This is a genomic window from Nitrospirota bacterium (assembly GCA_016212185.1).
Classification (GTDB): Bacteria; Nitrospirota; Thermodesulfovibrionia; order UBA6902; family DSMQ01; genus JACRGX01.
Genome location: JACRGX010000039.1, coordinates 21,817 through 41,824, shown reverse-complemented (window position 1 = coordinate 41,824; position 20,008 = coordinate 21,817). Strand labels below are relative to the sequence as shown.

Below are 20,008 nucleotides of genomic sequence, written 5' to 3'. Positions count from 1 at the left end.
ACTACAGAGAGAGGCTGAGATGAAAATATTGACGGTAAGATTCATGATAACGCTGCTGATTGTTATCCTTATATGCCAGAGCGCCGGCGCCGCTTTTTCCGTTTTACTGATGAAAGATACCATTGCCGGCCCGGAATTTAACAAATTATTGTTTTATTTTATTGGGAGTGAAGTAATATGCTTAATCCTGACCTTTGCCGGCTCACTGCTGTTTTTTGTCAGGTTTTTGAGCATGCCGGTATCGGACTTTAATACAGCGATAAGCAAGGCTGCCGCAGGAAACCTGATGATTGACATAAAGCCTCCCGTGTCGCCCGTGATCGGGACCTTGGTAAAAAATTTTAATACCCTGATAATTTATTTCAGAAGCATTATCCGTAAGTTATATGCCTCGTCAAATGACATTGCGGTTACAATTGAAAAAATAAAGCCGCACACGGATAAAATCACAGAAGACACGAACAACCAGTTTGCTTCAACAGAGGAGGTGGCGGTATCATTAAGAAACTGCGAGAAACTGCAAGTAAAAATTCTTAACAACACAAATGATTTCACAAAGTTTCTTGAAGGGAATATGACTGTCTTTGCTCAGATTAGTTCTACTATTGAGGAAGTTGAGGAGAATCTTGATCAATTTTCCAAATCGCTGAATGAAATTTATTCTCTAATGAGCAGCATTACGGTTGCTGCAAAAGAAACATTTAAAAGGGGTGAAAGCCTTTCTACCTCTACTGATGAGGCAATAGTATCGGTTATGGAGATATCGGAGAATCTTAAGGCGATAGAAAAGAGTTCCAGGCAATCTGTCAATCTGACGAGTAAGGTGAGGGGAATAGCCTCTGATGAGGGCATGTTAAGCGTTGTTAATGCCATGGAGGGTATGGAGGAGATAGCAAATGCAGTTGCAAAAAACTTTGAGTTTGCAACAAGACTCGGCGTAAAGTCCAAAAATATAGAGAAAGTTCTCTCAGTTATTGCGAATGTAACAAAACAAACAAACCTGTTAAGTTTAAATGCGGCGATTCTGGCCGAGCAGGCCGGAGAGTATGGCAAGGGATTTTCAGTTATTGCCGAAGAAATAAAAACGCTCTCTGACAGGACGGTCGCCTCTACAAAAGAAATTACGGATATCATTAATATGTTCAGGGATGAAATAGCCTCAACCATTACTGTTTCGGAAAAAAGCGCACAGGTAGTTGAAAAGGGTATTGCACTTATCGTAAAAACAGGCGAGGCCTTCAGGGGAGTGATTGATACTGCAAAGCATTCTGATGAGATGGCGCATGTAATTCAGAAGGCTACAGGCGAACAGGTCGGCGCAATAACTCAGATAACCACTTATATTGAATTAATGCAGGTGACAATAGGATATATCTTAAGAGCCGCTCACATGCAGGTGCAGGAATCAGACCAGATTACCACTGTTGCGGAGAAGCTTAAAGACCTGTCTGAATTTATAAAGAGAAACCTTCAGGATCAATCTTTTGGGGCGCGTATGCTGACCAAGAGCTTTGATGCCGCAAACGACAGCGTCAAAGGCATAGTCAGCACTTTATCCGAGCATGGCAAAGTCAGCCTGGACCTTATTCAGAAAGTAGATATGATTAAAACAATTTGCTACAATACTGCTACCGCTATTCAGCATATGAGCGCTTCTTTTAAGAAGATGGAGCATGAGGCTCAGGCCTTCAGGAAAACCATAGAAGGGCTTAAATTTGAGTAAGTACGCTATTTTTGCCATAGCGGGAGAAGAATTCGGCGTTGATCTTGACAAGGTATTTGAGATTGCAAGGCCGCTGAAGACAACCCCGCTTCCCAATACCCCGAGTTTTATCACCGGCGTTATCAACCTGAGAGGCGCTGTAATCCCCTTGCTGGATATGAGAAAACGCCTTAATGTTGAACCCTCGCCTCAGGAGGAAAGGATCTTAATCGTAATGATACGCGGGGAAAAAATCGGACTGCTGGTTGATGCAGTCAGGCAGATTCTCCATATTGACAAAAAAGAGATATCATCCCCGCCGGCTATTTTTAAAGGGCTGAAACCTGAATATCTCAGCGGCATCGGGAAGTCAGGCGACAGACTGATAATTATTTTGAATATTGACAATCTGCTTACTCCCGAAGAAATAATGCTTTTAGGCAGTTTGTCAGGGAATCCTGTTAAAGACAAAAAAGGGGGCAATTAAATTGGCTGATGAAAAAAAGGCGGCGGCCGTATTCCAGAGTAAATTTAATTCCCTGATGAAGAGCGATGACGTTGAAGTCAGGCTTGACGCCGTCAGGCAATTGATTAAGCTTAAAAACAGGACCTTGGCAATCGCCCTTCTTATAAAAAGCCTTGAAGACGACAACTGGCGAATAAGAAAAACTGCTGTTGAGCTGCTGCTTGCGATCAAAAGCAATGCGGTAATAAAAGGACTCATATCCACGCTTAAGCGTGAAAACAATGCCAATGCAAGAAATTCTGCGCTTGAAGCGCTGATTTCATTAGGGCACACTGTCACCGGTCATCTAAAAAAGGCCTATAACACCCCCAACCCCGATGTCAGAAAATTTGTTATTGATATTGTCGGACGCACAAAAGACCCAAAGGCGCTTCCGGTTTTATTAAAGGCGATTGAAGATAAAGATGATAACGTCCGTTCATCAGCCATAGAGTATCTCTGTGATTTTCGCGATAAATCCGCCGTAACCAGCCTTATTCCCATCATGAAGGGCGTCAATACATGGCTCGCATATCATGCCGTTGACGGACTGGGCAAGATCGGCGATGCAAGGGCGGTTGATGCGCTTGTTTCGGCCTTGCACAGAAAAGACCTGAGAAAACCTGTCATCAAGGCCTTGGGGCAGATTGCCGACCCTGAATCGCTGACAAAGATAGCCCCGTTTTTAAAAGATGGGTTAAAAACTGTTCAGGAAGAGACTATCATAGCAATCAAACAATTTTATGAAAGAGGAATTTCCGAAGACATCATAATTAAGACTATTAACAAAATACATGGAAGCGAAGCCGTTAGTTTACTGGCGCATCATGCCAAAAGCGAAAAGACCGATGTAATGATTGCCTCAACCGTACTGCTTGGACTTCTCAGGGATAAATCGGTCCTTCCGGCGCTTCTTGAAATGGCTATTGAAGAGGAACCAAGTGAAATAATCATAAAGACGCTTGTGTCCATAAGCAAGGCTTCACCGGACTTTCTTATCCCTTTTTTCAATTCAAAAGACCTGTACCAGCGAAGGGTCATATGCGGCATAGCGGCGAAGGCTGCTTCCGCGGCGTTTCAGGACCACCTCATCAGCCTGCTTAAAGATGAAGACGGGCATGTAAGGAGTAGTGCGGCTATTGCGCTTTCAACGCTGGATAATCCGGAGACGGTTAAGCACATAAAACCGCTGATGTTTGACCGCTATGAAGATGTGCAGGAGGCAGCGCTTAAAGCCCTTTTAAGATTAGAGAAGTGGCTGGACACAGATGAAATAACAGCATCTCTTTCCGATAAAAACCCTGTGGTAAGAAAAAGTTCTGCAGTGCTTCTCGGCCTCATCGGCGCTAAAAAGGCAATAGAGACGCTCGGCGCCGCGCTTAGAGACAGTGATGTCAGGGTCCGGACGGCGGTTGTTGATGCGCTCAGCCGGATAGATACACCGGAGTCAATAAAGTATCTGATGCCGGCCTTGTCGGATGAATCTCCGGAGGTCCGCAAGTCTGCCGCCATGGCTATCAGCATGATTGATTCCGAAGAAGTTGTAGAGCCTCTTATATTTCTTCTTAATGATACGAATGTATTTGTCAGGGTCGCTGCAGCCAAGGGACTGGGCAGTACCAGAAACAAGAAAGCCGTAGAGCCGCTGATAAATCTCCTGTCGGACACATCAGGGTTTGTGAAGGCCGCTGCAATTAAGGAACTGGGTAATTTTAAGGAGAAAAAGGTTAAGGAGGTACTGCGCAGACTTTTAAAAGACAAGGACGCCGAGATAAGGGCCACGGCTATTGAGTCATTGTCCATATTTGACGGAATTTTCCGCGACCTCATCCCGCTTTTAAAGGATAACGCATGGTCGGTGAGAAAGAAGGCCGTTGACGTCCTCGGCAAATTTTTTAAATCCGAGAGCGAAAAATATTTAAAAGATACCGCTGAACTTGACGAAGATTATCAGGTAAGGGAAACTGCGGAGAGATATCTTGCAATTTGAAGAAGAAATTATACCTCTGCATCTGGATGTCTTCCGCCTGATAAGTGATTTTATCAGGGAATACTGCGGTATTTTTTTTAATGAAAAATCGCTCTTTCTGGTAGAGCGGAGGCTGAACAGGCGTTTAAAGGTCCTTCGTCTGGAAGACTTCAGGGAATATTACCGTTTCCTTATGTATGACCAGAAACGGGACGATGAGATTCAAAACATTATGGACATTTTAACGGTAAACGAGACTTATTTTTTCAGGGGAGAGTCCCAGTTAAAGGCGTTCATAGATGAAATAATCCCTGAACTTAAGGAGAAAAATAAGGACAAAAAAAAGATAAGTATATGGTCTGCCGGCTGCGCTACCGGAGAGGAGCCTTATACTTTTGCCATGCTGCTGCTTGAGAAAGGAGGCTTTGACGGGTGGGATATCAGGATAGTGGGCAGTGATATAAGCCAGAGGGCGCTTCAGGTTGCGCGGCGCGGAATTTACAAAAAGAATTCATTCAGGAGCACGGAATATTATTTTATAAAAAAATATTTTCATAACGAAGCTGATGATACTTACAGCATATCCGACAGCGTCAGAAAACTCGTTGTCTTTAACTATGTGAACCTGTTTGACCCTTTCAAGGTGCGTCTGGTCGGGAAAATGGATTTAATTTTTTGCCGTAATGTTTTAATATATTTTGATGACGCGGCAAGAAAGAAGGTTATAGAAAATTTCTATAACAGCCTTGTATACGGAGGTTATATGGTGCTGGGACATACAGAGTCGCTTATAAAGCTTTCTACAGCTTTTTCTTTAAAGCATTTTAGTAACGATATGGTGTATCAAAAACCTGAGAGGCAGGGATTATAAATTATGACCGGAACAGGACAAAAACCAATCAGAGTTTTGATTATTGACGACTCGGCGTTTAACCGGCAGACAATAAAGAGGATGCTTGAGAAGTCGCCGGCCATAGAAGTAGCGGGCGTTGCGGTTGACGGTTATGACGGGATGAAAAAAGTCATGAAATTAAAACCTGATGTCATCACGCTTGATCTTGAAATGCCGAGGGTTGATGGTTTTACGCTCCTCAGATGGCTGATGGAAGAAAATCCCATGCCTGTCATCATTGTCAGTTCCCACGGAGAAAAATCTACTGTCTTTAAAGCATTGGAATTAGGCGCAGTGGATTTTATCGTTAAGCCGACCAAAAGCGCTTCAAAAGAGCTTGAAGCAATAGAGGGAGACCTGTTAAGAAAGGTCCTGAGCATTACCTCTTTGAATATGGATAAACTCAGGAAAAATATCTCATGGGTCGGGTATAAAGATGCGGTTATGCCGAAAAGTTACGAGAGGTTTGAAGACAAAGATATAAAGATAGTTACTATGGGCGCTTCAACTGGAGGTCCGGCCGCGCTTCAGGTAGTGCTCTCCATGCTTCCGGGGAATTTTCCATCGCCCATACTCATCAGCCAGCATATGCCGTATGGGTTTACGAGGCAATTTGCCAGCAGGATGAATAAGGTAAGCGCCCTTACTGTTAAAGAGGCGGAGCACGGCGAGGCTGTTGAAGCCGGCAAGGCGCTCATCTGTCCGGGCGGTCATCATATAATGCTTAACAGGACAAAAGGTGAAACTGTTGTGACCATTAAGGATTCCACTGAGGATGATATATATATCCCGTCAATTGATCTGATGATGAAGAGCGCGGCAGAAATTTTTGGGCCAAAGACAATCGGCGTAGTCCTTACAGGAATGGGCAGCGACGGGAAGGCCGGGATGAAAGAAATCAAAAGAAGGGGAGGCTTTACAATAGCCGAGTCAGAGGAAAGCGCCGTCATATTCGGGATGCCCCATGAGGTTATATCGGCCGGAGCCGCTGATATGATTGCGTCGCTTCAGCAAATACCCGCGGAAATTTTAAAGAGATTCAAAGGACAGGAATAGCAGGCAGGGTAAGCCGCGTTGGAAGGGACGGGGCTTACTAACTGGGTAAATGGTAAAGATAATAAATAACATCATGGTTGTTGATGATTCGCCTACAACGAGGCAGTTAATTTCGTTTGTCCTGAAAAGGCTGACAGACTCTAATGTCATAGAGGCAACAGATGGTCTGGACGCCCTAAAGAAACTGTCAACCGACACGTTTGATTTAATCCTTGTGGATATTAATATGCCTTTGATGGATGGGCTGAAGCTGGTGAGTATTCTCAGGGGCGACCAGAAGTACAAGAATACGCCTATTATTATCATTACAACCGAAGGCGCTGAAGAAGACAGAAAAAGGGCCATGGCTATCGGAGCCAATGCCTATATCACAAAACCCATCCAGACGCAGGAACTTATAAAGACGATTAATAACCTCCTGCAGTGACGGTTATTTTTCATTGCAAAATTATCAATTATCATTTCAAAATGCAAATTTGCAATGTTAAATTTAAAATAAATTCTCAGATGTTAGATCCCTGCAACTGACCGCAGGCGGCAAGGATATCCTGTCCTTTGCTTTTTCTGATTATCGCTGTTATCCCTGCATCAGTTAATATTTTCTGAAAGAACAAAACCTGCCCCTCAACAGGTTTTTTGTCCTGAAGCGGCATGATGGAAGGCGCCGAATTGTACGGTATTAAATTCACCTTTGATTTTATTCCCCTAAGCAGTTTTATAAGCCTTACAGCGTCTTCCTTTGAATCATTTATGCCTTTTAAGAGGACATATTCAAATGTTATCCGCTTCCTCGGAGCCAGCGGAAAACGTTTGCAGGCGGTTATAAGCTCTTTAATCGGATAGCGCTTATTGACAGGCATGATTTTGCTCCTTATCTCATCGGTTGAGGCGTTTAAGGAGACAGCGAGATTTACGCCTGGACCTTTTTGGGCCAGGGCGGAGATCTTTGGAACTATGCCTGCCGTTGAAATGGTAATCTTTTGTCCGGAGAAATCCATGATGCCGGTCAGCCTCCGGAGAGCGTCTATAACTTCATCAAAATTATTTAAAGGCTCGCCCATACCCATAAAAACTATGTTGGTGATTCTTGTAGTTTTCAAAGTCCCCCCAGCTATGATTCTGCTTACAGCTATTACCTGATCAACCATTTCATAAGCCATGAGGTTCCTTTTAAGCCCCAGCCTGCCTGTCATGCAAAATTTGCATTCCATTGCACAGCCCACCTGAGATGAAATGCATAATGTATGCCGGTTTTTATCCGGAATAAGAACGCTTTCAATTGTTTTACCGTCTTCCAGCTCAAAGAGAAACTTTTGCGTGCCGTCTTTGGAGACCTGTTTTTTCAGCAGATTAACATTGCTGATATATGCTGTTTTTTTCAGCTCCTCACGCAGAGTCACAGGCAGGTCGGTCATTTCGTCAAAAGATGCCGCAGACTTTTTATATATCCAGTTGATAACCTGTCTTGCCCTGAAAGGACTTTGCCCGAGGCGTTCAATAAATGCATGCATTTCTTTTTCCTGCAGTTGTTTTAGATTAATTTTCATGAGTTAAATTATTACACACTTGATTATTAATCGGCTGTCTATTATTCTATGAAATACACCATTTTAAATTATTATCCCGGAGAAATAAAGATGGAATGCCGAATGGAAAAAAATAAAGCCTTTTGCAACTGTACTTACATCTCCTGCATCAGGAAATTAAAGTGCTGTGAATGCCTGCACTATCACAGGGGCAGCGGCGAGCTTCCGGCGTGTTTTTTCAGCAAAGATGCGGAAAAGACATACGACCGTTCCATAGGCAGCTTTATAAAAATGCATAAAGGATAAATTTTAGACCACAGAAGACGCAGAGAGGAAATTTTAAATTTATCATTGCAAAATTATCAACTTACTTCCCTCCCCCTTGACGGGGGAGGGTTAGGGTGGGGGTGGTTATAAAAATTCTTTCCCCCTCCCCTTCATCCCCTCCCGCCAGGGGAGGGGAGATTTTAGATACCCCGTCCCGAAACATTGGGACTGCGGGGGTATTATTGTCTGTGTTTGCCGGCGTGGTGAAATTGGCAGACGCGCCGGACTCAAAATCCGGTGGGCGCAAGCCCGTGTGGGTTCAACTCCCACCGCCGGCACTTTAAAGGCAGTTAACAGTTGACCGTTAACAGTGAACAGATAAGAGCTTGCCTGCCGGTTTTTGGGCAGGTTAAAAGTTAGGTAGCCGCAGGCTTTAGCCTGCGCTAAAAGTTAAAGGAGAAGCAGAAAATGAAAAAACTCTGGATGTTGATTCTAACACTTGCATTTGCCATGTCATCAATCAGTTTTGCGCATGCAGAACAAATTACGCCTTATGCGATAGACAAGCTTTCAGGCAAAAAAGCCCCTGACTTTACGCTCAAAGACCTGGCGGGAAAAGATGTGCCGCTTTCTTCTTTTAAGGGCAAGCCCGTACTGCTTAATTTCTGGGCGACGTGGTGTCCGTACTGCAGGGAGGAAAGGCCTGCCCTAATCGCGCTTAATAAAGAATATAAAGGCAAAGGGCTTATCATTGCGGCTGTCGCTACGGACAAATCTGCAAATAGGGTGAAAGATTACCTTAAAAAAACACCTATGGATTTTGTAATCCTGATGGATGACGGGAAGACAGCGGAGAGTTACGGCGTTTACGCGCTGCCGACATCTTTTTTTATCGGCCGCGACGGGACCATCAGACAAAAATTTATGGGAGGGAGAGACTGGCTGAATAAGGATTCAAGAAAAATGATTGATAACTTATTGAAATAACGGATGAATAATTTCAGGAAAACTTTGTCATAATTGCCAAATGTTGCATGATATGGTATAAACTTATATTTTCTGGGACAAGTTTAATGATATTTTTTGTGAATGGAGCGGCAGATGTGTCCGGATGATCTTAAGTATCATAGGGAACATATGTGGGTCAGGGTTAGCGGGAAAAAGGCTGTAATTGGAATAACACATTATGGCCAGATGTCACTTGGAAATGTTTTATATATTGATTTGCCTGATGTTGAAACAGATGTTGAGGCAAATGCTGAGTTTGCCGAAATTGAATCAGCAAGGACTTCCATGGTTGTCACAAGCCCTGTAAGCGGAACAGTGATAGAGGTTAATGAAGAATTGGCCGAGACGCCTGAGATGATAAATGATGACCCGTACGGCGAGGGGTGGATTGCGGTGATTAAGCTTAAAAACAGCGCAGAGCTTAATAGGTTAATGGAAGCCTTTGAATATGAACGGTATTTGGAAAAAGAGGTAAAACTAATCTGAATAATGAATCCGAAGAAAGTAAAAATAGGGAATGTTGTTATCGGCGGCGGTAAATCACTTGCCTTTATTGCCGGCCCCTGCGTTATTGAGTCTGAAAAAGTAACATTAAAGATCGCTGAGAAACTTAAAAAATTATCAGATAATCTGAACCTGTCTGTTGTCTTTAAAAGTTCCTATGACAAGGCCAACAGGACCTCTATTAAATCTTACAGGGGACCCGGACTTAAAAAAGGGCTGAGGATTCTTGAGAAGGTAAGGAAAATAACGGGCCTGCCCGTTATTTCAGATGTTCACTCCGCAGGCGAAATATCTTATGCAGGAGAGGTTCTTGACGCCGTTCAGATACCTGCTTTTTTGTGCAGGCAGACGGATTTAATCCTTGCCGCAGCAAAAACAGGCAAGCCCGTAAACATTAAAAAGGGGCAGTTTCTTGCGCCGTGGGATGTTAAAAATATCATTCATAAAATACAGTCGGCAGGCAGTGATAAAATTCTTATTACTGAAAGAGGCGTGTCATTCGGGTATAACAATCTTGTGGTGGATATGCGCGCCATACCTGTTATGCGGGGTTTTGGTTTTCCGGTTGTTTATGATGCCACTCACAGCGTTCAGCTTCCAGGGGGACTGGGAGCCAGTTCGGGCGGGCAGAGAGAGTTTATTGCGCCTCTTGCAAGGGCGGCAGTTTCCGCCGGCTGTGATGCAGTATTCATGGAGGTACATGAATGTCCGGATAAAGCCCTTTGCGACGGTCCGAATATGTTAAATGTTAATGAGCTTTCTCCGTTAATCAGGGAGCTGATGGAAATAAATTGTATTGTAAGAAAATAACAAATGCACTCTGCAAAGGCGTATATGCCCGTAAAACTTTAAGAAAGCAACGATGATTATTATCTGTCATGCTGCAAAAAGTTTTAAGTTATTGCTTTAAACTATTTGTAAAAGGCAGCATGACGCTAAGGTGTTGCCCTTAAAATTTTATGGGCACATATGCCTTTTGGATGTGTGTTCCATTAGTTGTCATTCCGGCTTGTCCGGAATCGTTTTAAATTCCTCTCTAAAAAGAGGGGATTAAGGGGTGTGTTATAAAACAAAGGCAAGAGGTAAATTATATGTTAATTGAACTGGCTAAAAAGGTTTTAATGGTGGAGGCTGAGGCGATAAAGTCGCTTGTCGAGAGAGTGGGTGACAATCTTTTAACGGCAATTGACATAATTTATTCATGCAGGGGCAGGGTAGTTGTCACAGGCATGGGGAAATCCGGGCTTATCGGCAAGAAAATAGCCGCCACGTTTGCCTCTACAGGGACTCCCGCATTATTTCTTCATCCTGCGGAAGGTGTCCACGGCGACATAGGCATGGTCACAAAGGGGGATGTTGTTCTGGCTCTTTCAAACAGCGGCGAGACTGACGAAATCATAAAAATACTGCCGATATTAAAACGGCTTGATATCAAAATCATTTCATTAACCGGCAGTCCTGATTCTACGCTTGCAAAGGCCTCGGATGTTGTCTTTGACGTTTCCGTTAAGGAAGAGGCTTGCTCCATGGGGCTTGTTCCTACTGCTTCTACTACTGCGGCTTTGGCAATGGGCGATGCGCTGGCAGTGGCTCTTTTAAACAAAAGAGGTTTCAGCGAAGAGGATTTTGCATTGTTCCATCCTGAGGGAAGTCTCGGAAAAAAGCTCCTGATTAAAGTCGGCGACCTTATGCATTCCGGCGAAGGCCTGCCTGTTGTATCCCCGGATGCGCCGATGGCAAATGCGGTTCTGGCAATATCCTCAGGAAGGCTCGGCGTTACAATCGTTGCCGAAAATAACGGCAGGATTCTCGGCATTGTCACTGACGGCGACCTGAGAAGGGGAATAGAAAAATGGGGCAAGGCGTTTTTTGACATGAAGGCAGGCGAGGTAATGACCAAAAATCCAAAGAGCATCGGTGAAAATGAACTTGCGGCAAAGGCATTATCCATTATGGAAAATCTCTCCATTACTTCACTTGTGGTGCCGGATGAAAATGGACGCGCAAAGGGCATAATACACCTGCATGATATATTGAAACAGGGGATAGTATGAAGAAAGGGTTCAAGGGTTCAAGGGTTCAAGGGTTCAAGTTAAAGGACAAGGCAAAAAAAATAAAACTGCTTATCCTTGATGTTGACGGAGTTATGACCGACGGCAGCATTATTCTTGACAACAAAGGGAATGAGTTTAAGCGGTTTAACGTAAGAGACGGACATGGAATAAAGATGATTCAGAAGTCCGGCATTAAAGTTGCGATTATAACCGGAAGGCGCTCAAAGGTTGTGGATATCAGGGCCAAAGAGCTCGGCATCACCGATGTCTTCCAGAGGATTTTCAAGAAATCGGCAGTTTATGAAGAGCTGCTTGGAAAATACAACTGCAAGGATGAAAATGTTGCTTTTATGGGAGACGATATTGTTGATGTTGAACTGCTTAAGAGGGCCGGGCTTTCCGCCGTGCCTGCCGACGCTGATGAAGAAGCCAAAAAGTATGCCGACGTCGTAATGAAAAAAAGCGGCGGCAGGGGGGCTGTGAGGGAATTAACCGACCTGATTTTAAAGGCGTCGGGGCTATGGAAAAAAGTGTCAGGGGAGTTTCTTGTTTAATGTTCCTACCATAATAACATTCAGCAGGATACTGCTGATTCCTTTCTTTGTTTTTGTAATAACCACCAGGCCGTTCTTAGGGACAGTTATATTTGCAATAGCCTGCATAACAGACGCAGTTGACGGCTATATAGCGAGAAAATCAAAGCAGGTAACAAAACTTGGCGTGATACTGGACCCTATTGCAGATAAACTTTTAATAATATCCGCTCTTATTATGCTTGTGGATATGGAACTGATACCGGCCTGGATAGCTATAGTAATTATTGTCAGGGAGTTTCTTGTTACAGGGCTGAGGATTGTGGCATTATCAAAAGATATTGTGATTCCTGCCGAGACCGGAGGAAAAATAAAAACAGCAATGCAGATTGCGTCAATACTTATGCTTTTGCTGAGCCGCTCTTATTGGGATATTGATATGTACAGCCCGGGCGTGTTTTTGCTGTGGACGTCAATGGCTATCGGTATTGTCTCCGGCGTCCGGTATTTTGTACAGTTCAAAAAAATGGAGTAGAGGGTTTAATGTCTTCTGAAATTATTTCTATCGCTGCTGCTTATATAATCGGCTCTATACCATTTGGCGTTCTCACTGCAAAGATAAAGGGCGTTGACTTAAGAAGTGTTGGAAGCGGGAATATCGGCGCTACTAATGTTTTGAGGACTACCGGAAAACTGCCTGCCCTTATTACTCTGCTCGGAGACTTTTTAAAGGGAACTGCTGCAGTTTTACTTTGCAGATTTTTTAGCGGAGGAGGAGATCTGTGGGAGGGCGCCGCAGGGGTATCGGCCATTCTCGGTCATGTTTTCCCTGTTTTTTTGTCTTTTAGGGGTGGTAAAGGGGTTGCTACGGGTTTTGGCGTTTTAGCGGCTTACAGCCCGGTTAATGCCGTTATTATCCTTATTATCTGGCTTGCCATTGCAGTTTTTACAAGATATTCTTCTCTTGCCGCCCTGACAGCTTATACGGCTTTGCCTGTAATCGCCGTCCTGCTTGATGCATCTAAAGGCAAAACAATCTTTTTTTTGTTGATTGCTCTTTTAATAATATGGAGGCATGCGTCTAACGTTAGGAGACTGCTTAATGGCACAGAATCAAAAATAGGCCGATAAAATATAACCACAGAGGGCACAGAGTTTTTAATTGCAAAATTATCAATTATCATTTCAAAATGCAAATTTTAAATGCTAACTTTGTCCCGATAGGTCGGGAATAAATTTACAATGAATGTTTTTTCAGTGTTCTTTGTGGTTAAGGAGTATTTATATGGAGAAAGACAAATATGAAGCGTGCAGTTGTTCTTTTAAGCGGAGGTGTTGATTCAACAACTACGGGTGCAATGGCCGGTGCGGACGGTTTTGAACTGTATGCCATGACGTTTGATTACGGACAAAGGCATAAAATAGAAATTGATTCGGCAAGACGGTGCGCCCAAAGCCTTAAAGTCCGTAAACATCTCATCATAAAAACAGACCTCAGTGAGATAGGATGCTCTGCGCTTACAGCGGATATTGAAGTGCCGAAAACAGGGGTTAGGGGTCAGGGGTTAGGGATTAGTAAAGAAAAACCAATCCCCAATCCCCAATCCCCAATCCCAATTACCTACGTTCCTGCGCGCAATACGATTTTTCTCTCCTTTGCGCTTGCCTGGGCGGAAACCATCGGCGCAGAGGACATATTTATAGGGGCTAATGCCGTTGATTACAGCGGATACCCCGATTGCAGGCCTGAATTCATCAAGAGCTTTGAGACTATGGCAAATCTTGCTACAAAGGCATCGGTTGAAGGAAATCTGAGATTCAGGATACATGCCCCATTGATTAATCTTACAAAAGCTGAAATAATAAAAAAGGGAGTTGAGCTTGGCATTGATTATGCTTTAACATGGAGCTGTTATGACCCCCAGAAAAACCGTAAAGCGTTATCCGTAAAGCGTAATGGGTTAAAAAAGAATTCGCATCACGCATCACGCCTGCCTACCGGACAGGCAGGCATCACGCATCACGGTTTTGTTCCATGCGGCAGATGCGACAGTTGTGTTTTACGGGCAAAGGGTTTTTTTGAGGCAGGGGTGAAAGATCCCCTGTCTATATGAGATAATATAGTTAAGGAGAGCAAAAGATGAAGCTGAGAATTTTTACCTATCTTTTTTTGATTGTGTTAACGGCTTTTATGTATTGCATTGCTTTTGCAGAAGAGCAAAAACCTCTTTATCAAGCCGGCCCCTGGAGCGGAAAGGTGATTGATGCAGATACAAAACTGCCGGTAGAGGGCGCTGTAGTATCGTTTGTATGGTACAGGGATTATGACACCAGATTTACGGTAATGAGCAGCTTGCATGAGGCTAAAGAGGTTCTGACCGGCAAGGATGGTTATTTTGAAATATCTGCTTATACTGAAACAGGCGAAAATAAAAAAAGCTGGCCGAAACCTCAGCTGCAGGGGATTGAGACACCGGATTTTTTTATCATAGGGCCTGTTATCAGAGACCCTGAAATTATTATTTATAAACCGGGATATAATTATTTTCCGATGAAACCGGCATTTACAATCTTTGCGACAAAACCTGCAGTGGTTGAGTATCAGGAGTTTTATACAAAGATTGTAAAGGGAGAGACCATAGGCGGTACACAAAAAGGCACAATGGACTTTCCAGAGGGGTTGGTTTACTCCGGTACAATGTGTGCGCCTGCATTTGAGAGATTAATTGAGAAAACAGATTATAAGTTCCAGTCGGTTTTTTATAAAATGGACAATGCAAAAGAAAGGCTGAGGAAATTTGATGTTCCATTGGGCTGTCCTAAAAAGGCGGAGGCAGTCCCTGTTGTTATTCAGGGTTATAAATATGAGATTGAGGATGCGATGAAAACCGGCGGGTTCATGGTTATCGGCCTGTCAAAAACAGCTTCTGAAGAGGAACGCTTTAAGGCAATTCCCAAAGAGCCTAATGATGCTGCGCCCGACAGACTGCCTAATTTATTCCGGTTTATTAATGCCGAGAAAGAAAGAATGAAAGTGGTAAAAGAAGATATGGAAAAGAAAAAGCTTCAGGAACAGAAAAAATAAACTGCATGCGGGCGGTTATTTTATTTTGAGCTTTTTAGAAACGGCGTGAACCCTCAGCCGTAAATCATTATGGGTGGAATTATTATTTATCAGGAAATCCGCCGATGTTTTTTTTCTGGAAACGGGAATTTGCGCACAGAATCTTTTTACGATTTCATCTTTTGAAAAGCCTTTTTTGAGCAGGCGCCTGACCGCTGTTTTTTTGCTGCAATAAACAACAATAATTCCGTCAAAGATATTTTCACAGTGTGATTCAAAAAGCAGCGGGATTTCAAAGATAACTGTTGATGAGGGCTTAGCGGCTGTTATTTCATTCTTTATGCCCTTTGCAGTCTTTATGACTTCGGGGTGAATTGTTTTTTCAATCAGAATTCTTTTTTTGGGGTTATTGAAAATTATGCCTGCAATATGTTTTTTATTTAATGATGTTTTGCCCGCCCTTTTTGTCAGAATTTCTCTGCCGAAGATTTTGACTAATTTATTTATTATTGCAGGTTTCCTTAAAAGGCCGGAAACGAGCCTGTCGGCATTAATTGTATATGCGCCCAGGTTTTTAAACATTTTCAGAACAGTGGTCTTCCCCATTCCGAAATTACCGGTAAGCCCTATAAACGGCATGAGGAATTATAACAAATACTTGAATAAATCTCACTGGTTAAAGCATAATATTAAATTACTGGAAGTTATCCTCTGAAAATGAGGAGGCAGGTTGTGCTTTTCTTAATCTGTCATTCCGGCTTGTCCGGAATCGTTTTACAAAGGCATACATGCCCTTGAAACTTTAAGAAAGCAACAATGATTATTATGTCATGCTGCAAAAAGTTTAAGGTCTTTGCTGTGAACTATCTGTAAAAGGCAGCATGACTTCTAAGGTGTTGCCCTTAAAGTTTTTCGGACATATATGCCTTTAGGGTGCAGGATGTAGTGACATTTACAAAAAAAAGGAGAAAATTGAAAAAATCAGCGGTCAAAATAGGTATTATCGGCTTTGGCACAGTCGGCGCCGGAGTCGCAAGGATACTACTTGAGAAGAGGGATGAATTAAAGCGGAGACTCGGTTTTCCTGTTGTCTTAGCCGGAATTGCGGACCTTGATGTCAAAAGAGACCGGGGGATTAAACTGCCGGCCGGCCTACTTATCAATGATGCAAAAGCGCTGCTGAACGACCCTGGCATTGATATAGTGGTTGAGCTTATCGGAGGTATTCATCCTGCGAAAGAATTTATCCTTGAGGCGCTAAAAAAGGGGAAACATGTGGTAACCGCCAACAAGGCGCTTCTTGCAACCGAGGGCCCCGATGTTTTTAATTTTATGAAGAAAAAAAAGGTTGAGCTTGGTTTTGAAGCGGCGGTTGCCGGCAGTATCCCGATTATAAAGATTGTGCGGGAGGCGTTAATTGCCAATAACATTCAGGCGGTGTACGGAATAATAAACGGAACGTCAAACTACATCCTTACAAAAATGACGGAGGAAAAAGTTGAATTTTCAGATGCCTTGAAGGAGGCGCAGGCGCTTGGATACGCTGAGACAGACCCGACCTTTGATGTTGAGGGGATTGATACAGCGCATAAGCTTGCAATTCTTGCCTCGCTGTCTTTCGGAATACCGGTTTCATTTAAAAAAATATATACGGAAGGCATAACGAGAATAACGCCGCTGGACATTAATTTTGCGTCCGCCCTCGGTTATAAGATTAAACTCCTGGCCATAGCAAAGCAGAGCGGGGGTGAGGTGGAACTTCGGGTGCATCCAACGATGCTCCCGAAAGAACAGCTCATATCCAGCATAGACGGCGTATTTAATGCGATATATGTTGAAGGTGATGCAATCGGCTCTCAGCTTTACTACGGCAGGGGAGCCGGAGAGATGCCGACGGCAAGCGCTGTCGTAAGCGATATCGTTGATACGGCAAGAAATATAAAATCCGGCTCCATAGGCAGGATACAGGGGCTCGGCATGCCTGAAATATCCGGCTTAAAGATAAAAAACATGGAGAATGTGCTGAGTCGGTATTACTTCAGATTTTCTGCGATTGACAAGCCTGGGGTTTTGTCCAGGATTGCCGGCATACTCGGCGCATGCAATATAAGCATTGAGTCCGTGATACAGAAGGGCAGAAAAAAGGAGAAAGCCGTTCCTCTTGTAATGATGACCCACGAGGCAAAAGAAATGGATGTGGTCCGCGCACTCACGGAAATTGATAAATTGCCGGTTGTATCGGACAGGACCGCTTTAATAAGAATTGAGGGAAGGGGAAATAATTAATGTCGGAAATAAAAATAGATAAGACATTAAATATCAAGGGCGTGGTTTGTCCGTATACTCTGGTGAAATCCAAACTTGCCATAGAGGGTATAGACGTGGGGCAGGTCCTTGAAATATTGCTGGACTATCCGGAGGCGGCTGAAAGCATTCCCAAGGCGATGCTCAATTACGGTCATGCCGTTCTTAAGGTGGAAAAAATAAATCCCACTGATTGGATAATCCATGTGAGAAAAGAGGTGGCAGACTAATGGAACTTACGGAAGAACAGCTTCAAAGATACAGCCGTCATATTATACTGCCGGAGGTCGGAGGCAAAGGGCAGAAAAAAATATCCGAAGCAAAGGTTCTCGTAATCGGCGCCGGCGGGCTTGGCTGTCCTGTCGGGTATTACCTCGCGGCTGCGGGCGTCGGCACTCTTGCGCTTGTGGACAACGATAATGTTGAGCTCAGCAATCTGCAAAGGCAGATTGCTCACAGCGTTAAAACGCTTGGGGTCAATAAGGCGGATTCGGCAAAGAAGACCTTTGAGGCATTGAACCCCGACGTAAACGTGATACCTGTCAAAGAAAGGCTTACAAATACCAATATACTTGACTTGATGAAAGACTACGACATAGTGGTTGACGGGACTGACAATTTTCCAACGAGATATCTTATTAATGATGCATGCGTTATGCTTAAAAAGCCCCTTGTAAGCGGCGCTATTTTAAGATTTGAGGGACAGATTACGACAATACTTCCCGGAGACGGACCATGCTACCGCTGTCTTTTTGAGTCTCCGCCTCCGCCCGGTCTTGTTCCATCATGTCAGGAGGCAGGCGTGCTCGGGGTTTTGCCGGGAGTCGTCGGCGCGCTTCAGGCCACAGAGGTTTTAAAACTCATACTCGGCAAAGGCAAACCATTAAAAGGTGAACTGCTTATCTATAATGCGCTTGCAACGAGTTTCAGAAAAGTGAGGGTGCCGAAAAATCCTGACTGCGCCATATGCGGCGCTAATCCTACTATCACGGAGCTGGCAGATTATTCTCAGGAGTACTGCACGCTGTAAATTAAGGTGAATATTCCTTTATTTGTCATTCCGGCTTGTCCGGAATCATTTTGCAAAGGCATATATGTCCTTAAAACTTTAAAAACGCAACCATGATTATTATCTGTCATGCTGCAAAAAGTTTTAAGTAATTGCTTCTGTATGTTTATAAAAAGCAGCATGACTTTTAATGTGTTGCCCTTAAAGTTTTTCAGACACACATGCCTTTGCAGGGGTATTTCATTAGCTGTCATTCCGTGCTTGACACGGAATCCAGTCTGTTTCTCTGGATTCCTGCTTTCGCAGGAATGACAATGTATAATAAGACATTAATATTATAGTTATTAATAGTTGCCAAGAGAGAGGAGGTAAAACTTGAGTTTTGTAAGAGGACTTAAATGCAGGGAATGCGGCCGGGAATATCCCGTTGACCCTATATATGTATGCGAGTTTTGCTTTGGTCCGCTTGAAGTAATCTATGATTATGAAGGCATCAGAAAGACGCTGACCAGGGAAAAGATTCAATCAAGACCGCAAAACCTCTGGCGTTACAAGGAGCTTTTGCCTATAGATGGAGAGCCGTACTCAGGACTGCAATCGGGGTTTACCCCGCTTATCAGGGCAGACAACCTTGCCGGAGTTCTCGGACTTAAAGAGTTGTATATAAAAGACGATACGGTTGCACACCCGACATTATCGTTTAAGGACCGGGTGGTTGCAGTTGCTCTTACGAAGGCCAAGGAATTCGGTTTTGACACAGTTGCATGCGCCTCTACAGGCAACCTGGCTCATGCGGTGTCTGCTCAGGGAGCCAAGGCAGGATTTAAGAGATTTATTTTTATACCGGCAAGCCTTGAGAAAAGCAAGATAGTCGCATCCCTTGTCTATGAGCCGAACCTGATTGCAGTGGAAGGCAATTATGATGAGGTTAACAGGCTTTGCAGCGAGGTTGCAAACAGGTACCGGTGGGCATTTGTCAACATAAACATCAGACCGTTTTATGCTGAAGGCTCAAAGACGCATGGCTATGAGATTGCTGAACAGCTCGGATGGCGCGCTCCAGACAATGTGATAGTGCCGTGCGCAAGCGGCTCCCTTCTCACAAAAATCTGGAAAAGTTTTAAGGAAATGAAGGAGATAGGGCTGATAGGTGAAATGAAGACAAAGGCCTTTGCAGCGCAGGCCAGCGGCTGCTGCCCTATTGTTACCGCGTTAAAACAGAAGGTTGATGTTATTAAACCCGTCAAGCCTGATACAATTGCCAAATCCCTTGCAATCGGCAATCCTGCAGACGGATTTTATGCGCTGCAGGCTGTAAAAGAGAGCGGAGGATTCGGGGAGGATGTGTCTGACCAGGAAATCATAGACGCCATTAAACTGCTGGCAAGGACTGAAGGAATTTTTACAGAGACGGCAGGCGGCGTGACGCTTGCATCAGCAATCAAGCTTATAAAGGCGGGTTATATATCTAAGGACAGCCTGACTGTCATTTGCATTACCGGCAACGGGCTTAAGACTCAGGAGGCGCTTATGGGTCATACAAAAGAGCCTTCTTATATTAAGCCTAACATGGCGTCTTTTGAAGAAGCGCTGAAAAAGATAAAAACATAGTTCA

22 protein-coding genes and 1 tRNA gene are annotated in these 20,008 nt (G+C 43.8%); 21 read left to right on the top strand and 2 right to left on the bottom strand.

Annotation, left to right across the window (positions count from 1 at the left end):
* The first annotated feature begins 19 nt into the window (after positions 1 to 19).
* From HZA10_04595 to HZA10_04570, 6 genes are read left to right on the top strand one after another with little or no spacing between them, the layout of a single operon-like run.
* Positions 20 to 1,723, top strand: coding sequence for a hypothetical protein (locus HZA10_04595; protein ID MBI5195581.1), 1,704 nt, complete (start codon positions 20 to 22; stop codon positions 1,721 to 1,723).
* Positions 1,716 to 2,189 (top strand): chemotaxis protein CheW, encoded by a 474-nt coding sequence (locus tag HZA10_04590; GenBank protein ID MBI5195580.1) that lies wholly within the window; start codon positions 1,716 to 1,718, stop codon positions 2,187 to 2,189. The genes HZA10_04595 and HZA10_04590 overlap by 8 nt, the downstream gene beginning before the upstream one ends.
* Before the next feature lies 1 nt (position 2,190).
* Entirely contained in the window at positions 2,191 to 4,197 is a 2,007-nt protein-coding gene (locus HZA10_04585) for a HEAT repeat domain-containing protein (protein MBI5195579.1), read from the top strand.
* On the top strand, positions 4,184 to 5,047 hold the full coding sequence (locus tag HZA10_04580) for a protein-glutamate O-methyltransferase CheR (GenBank protein ID MBI5195578.1): 864 nt from the start codon (positions 4,184 to 4,186) through the stop codon (positions 5,045 to 5,047). The genes HZA10_04585 and HZA10_04580 overlap by 14 nt, the downstream gene beginning before the upstream one ends.
* A 3-nt stretch (positions 5,048 to 5,050) precedes the next feature.
* Entirely contained in the window at positions 5,051 to 6,124 is a 1,074-nt protein-coding gene (locus HZA10_04575) for a chemotaxis response regulator protein-glutamate methylesterase (GenBank protein MBI5195577.1), read from the top strand.
* A 49-nt stretch (positions 6,125 to 6,173) separates the two neighbouring features.
* On the top strand, positions 6,174 to 6,551 hold the full coding sequence (locus HZA10_04570; protein ID MBI5195576.1) for a response regulator: 378 nt from the start codon (positions 6,174 to 6,176) through the stop codon (positions 6,549 to 6,551).
* Positions 6,552 to 6,627: 76 nt separating this feature from the next.
* Here HZA10_04570 and rlmN read toward each other — a convergent pair whose 3' ends face one another.
* Entirely contained in the window at positions 6,628 to 7,671 is a 1,044-nt protein-coding gene (rlmN, locus tag HZA10_04565) for a 23S rRNA (adenine(2503)-C(2))-methyltransferase RlmN (GenBank protein ID MBI5195575.1), read from the bottom strand.
* Between the two features lie 90 nt (positions 7,672 to 7,761).
* On the opposite strand from rlmN, the gene HZA10_04560 reads away from it, so the two are divergent.
* The 11 genes from HZA10_04560 to HZA10_04510 all read left to right on the top strand — a co-directional run bounded on the left by HZA10_04560 (position 7,762) and on the right by HZA10_04510 (position 15,101).
* Positions 7,762 to 7,956, top strand: a complete 195-nt coding sequence (locus tag HZA10_04560) for a hypothetical protein (protein ID MBI5195574.1) — start codon at positions 7,762 to 7,764, stop codon at positions 7,954 to 7,956.
* Between the two features lie 215 nt (positions 7,957 to 8,171).
* A tRNA-Leu gene (locus HZA10_04555) sits at positions 8,172 to 8,255 on the top strand.
* 130 nt (positions 8,256 to 8,385) lie between these two features.
* Positions 8,386 to 8,904: a TlpA family protein disulfide reductase gene (locus HZA10_04550; GenBank protein MBI5195573.1), complete on the top strand. Its 519-nt coding sequence runs from the start codon at positions 8,386 to 8,388 to the stop codon at positions 8,902 to 8,904.
* A gap of 114 nt (positions 8,905 to 9,018) precedes the next feature.
* On the top strand, positions 9,019 to 9,411 hold the full coding sequence (gene gcvH, locus HZA10_04545) for a glycine cleavage system protein GcvH (protein MBI5195572.1): 393 nt from the start codon (positions 9,019 to 9,021) through the stop codon (positions 9,409 to 9,411).
* Positions 9,412 to 9,414: 3 nt separating this feature from the next.
* Positions 9,415 to 10,239, top strand: a complete 825-nt coding sequence (gene kdsA, locus HZA10_04540; GenBank protein ID MBI5195571.1) for a 3-deoxy-8-phosphooctulonate synthase — start codon at positions 9,415 to 9,417, stop codon at positions 10,237 to 10,239.
* A 281-nt stretch (positions 10,240 to 10,520) separates the two neighbouring features.
* Positions 10,521 to 11,483 carry a KpsF/GutQ family sugar-phosphate isomerase gene (locus HZA10_04535; GenBank protein MBI5195570.1) on the top strand — a complete coding sequence of 321 codons (963 nt, stop codon included), beginning with the start codon at positions 10,521 to 10,523 and terminating at the stop codon, positions 11,481 to 11,483.
* The gene (locus HZA10_04530) at positions 11,480 to 12,037 is read left to right on the top strand and encodes an HAD-IIIA family hydrolase (protein ID MBI5195569.1); all 558 of its coding nucleotides are present in this window, start codon (positions 11,480 to 11,482) and stop codon (positions 12,035 to 12,037) included. The genes HZA10_04535 and HZA10_04530 overlap by 4 nt, the downstream gene beginning before the upstream one ends.
* The gene (gene pgsA / locus HZA10_04525) at positions 12,030 to 12,551 is read left to right on the top strand and encodes a CDP-diacylglycerol--glycerol-3-phosphate 3-phosphatidyltransferase (protein ID MBI5195568.1); all 522 of its coding nucleotides are present in this window, start codon (positions 12,030 to 12,032) and stop codon (positions 12,549 to 12,551) included. The genes HZA10_04530 and pgsA overlap by 8 nt, the downstream gene beginning before the upstream one ends.
* Before the next feature lie 8 nt (positions 12,552 to 12,559).
* Complete coding sequence (plsY, locus tag HZA10_04520) at positions 12,560 to 13,147, top strand: glycerol-3-phosphate 1-O-acyltransferase PlsY (protein ID MBI5195567.1); 588 nt, start codon at positions 12,560 to 12,562, stop codon at positions 13,145 to 13,147.
* Between the two features lie 170 nt (positions 13,148 to 13,317).
* Positions 13,318 to 14,130: a 7-cyano-7-deazaguanine synthase QueC gene (gene queC, locus HZA10_04515; GenBank protein ID MBI5195566.1), complete on the top strand. Its 813-nt coding sequence runs from the start codon at positions 13,318 to 13,320 to the stop codon at positions 14,128 to 14,130.
* 26 nt (positions 14,131 to 14,156) lie between these two features.
* Entirely contained in the window at positions 14,157 to 15,101 is a 945-nt protein-coding gene (locus HZA10_04510) for a hypothetical protein (GenBank protein MBI5195565.1), read from the top strand.
* 15 nt (positions 15,102 to 15,116) lie between these two features.
* On the opposite strand, the gene HZA10_04505 is transcribed toward HZA10_04510, so the two are convergent.
* The gene (locus HZA10_04505) at positions 15,117 to 15,719 is read right to left on the bottom strand and encodes a dephospho-CoA kinase (protein ID MBI5195564.1); all 603 of its coding nucleotides are present in this window, start codon (positions 15,717 to 15,719) and stop codon (positions 15,117 to 15,119) included.
* Positions 15,720 to 16,052: 333 nt separating this feature from the next.
* Here HZA10_04505 and HZA10_04500 point away from each other — a divergent pair, with 333 nt between their 5' ends.
* The 4 genes from HZA10_04500 (at position 16,053) to HZA10_04485 (ending at position 20,004) form a co-directional block, all read left to right on the top strand.
* Entirely contained in the window at positions 16,053 to 17,366 is a 1,314-nt protein-coding gene (locus HZA10_04500) for a homoserine dehydrogenase (GenBank protein MBI5195563.1), read from the top strand.
* Positions 17,366 to 17,614, top strand: coding sequence for a sulfurtransferase TusA family protein (locus HZA10_04495; GenBank protein ID MBI5195562.1), 249 nt, complete (start codon positions 17,366 to 17,368; stop codon positions 17,612 to 17,614). The genes HZA10_04500 and HZA10_04495 overlap by 1 nt, the downstream gene beginning before the upstream one ends.
* Positions 17,614 to 18,414: a molybdopterin-synthase adenylyltransferase MoeB gene (gene moeB, locus HZA10_04490; GenBank protein ID MBI5195561.1), complete on the top strand. Its 801-nt coding sequence runs from the start codon at positions 17,614 to 17,616 to the stop codon at positions 18,412 to 18,414. The genes HZA10_04495 and moeB overlap by 1 nt, the downstream gene beginning before the upstream one ends.
* A 354-nt stretch (positions 18,415 to 18,768) precedes the next feature.
* Positions 18,769 to 20,004, top strand: a complete 1,236-nt coding sequence (locus tag HZA10_04485) for a threonine synthase (GenBank protein MBI5195560.1) — start codon at positions 18,769 to 18,771, stop codon at positions 20,002 to 20,004.
* Positions 20,005 to 20,008 lie beyond the last annotated feature (4 nt).

What these genes read in the sequence shown, in the direction of transcription:
- HZA10_04595 (MBI5195581.1), top strand. Translation starts at nt 20, where the DNA reads ATGAAAATATTGACGGTAAGATTCATGATAACGCTGCTGATTGTTATC.
- HZA10_04575 (MBI5195577.1), top strand. Translation starts at nt 5,051, where the DNA reads ATGACCGGAACAGGACAAAAACCAATCAGAGTTTTGATTATTGACGAC.
- HZA10_04570 (MBI5195576.1), top strand. Translation starts at nt 6,174, where the DNA reads ATGGTAAAGATAATAAATAACATCATGGTTGTTGATGATTCGCCTACA.
- rlmN (MBI5195575.1), bottom strand. Translation starts at nt 7,671, where the DNA reads ATGAAAATTAATCTAAAACAACTGCAGGAAAAAGAAATGCATGCATTT.
- HZA10_04560 (MBI5195574.1), top strand. Translation starts at nt 7,762, where the DNA reads ATGGAATGCCGAATGGAAAAAAATAAAGCCTTTTGCAACTGTACTTAC.
- HZA10_04550 (MBI5195573.1), top strand. Translation starts at nt 8,386, where the DNA reads ATGAAAAAACTCTGGATGTTGATTCTAACACTTGCATTTGCCATGTCA.
- gcvH (MBI5195572.1), top strand. Translation starts at nt 9,019, where the DNA reads ATGTGTCCGGATGATCTTAAGTATCATAGGGAACATATGTGGGTCAGG.
- kdsA (MBI5195571.1), top strand. Translation starts at nt 9,415, where the DNA reads ATGAATCCGAAGAAAGTAAAAATAGGGAATGTTGTTATCGGCGGCGGT.
- HZA10_04535 (MBI5195570.1), top strand. Translation starts at nt 10,521, where the DNA reads ATGTTAATTGAACTGGCTAAAAAGGTTTTAATGGTGGAGGCTGAGGCG.
- HZA10_04530 (MBI5195569.1), top strand. Translation starts at nt 11,480, where the DNA reads ATGAAGAAAGGGTTCAAGGGTTCAAGGGTTCAAGGGTTCAAGTTAAAG.
- plsY (MBI5195567.1), top strand. Translation starts at nt 12,560, where the DNA reads ATGTCTTCTGAAATTATTTCTATCGCTGCTGCTTATATAATCGGCTCT.
- queC (MBI5195566.1), top strand. Translation starts at nt 13,318, where the DNA reads ATGAAGCGTGCAGTTGTTCTTTTAAGCGGAGGTGTTGATTCAACAACT.
- HZA10_04510 (MBI5195565.1), top strand. Translation starts at nt 14,157, where the DNA reads ATGAAGCTGAGAATTTTTACCTATCTTTTTTTGATTGTGTTAACGGCT.
- HZA10_04505 (MBI5195564.1), bottom strand. Translation starts at nt 15,719, where the DNA reads ATGCCGTTTATAGGGCTTACCGGTAATTTCGGAATGGGGAAGACCACT.
- HZA10_04495 (MBI5195562.1), top strand. Translation starts at nt 17,366, where the DNA reads ATGTCGGAAATAAAAATAGATAAGACATTAAATATCAAGGGCGTGGTT.
- moeB (MBI5195561.1), top strand. Translation starts at nt 17,614, where the DNA reads ATGGAACTTACGGAAGAACAGCTTCAAAGATACAGCCGTCATATTATA.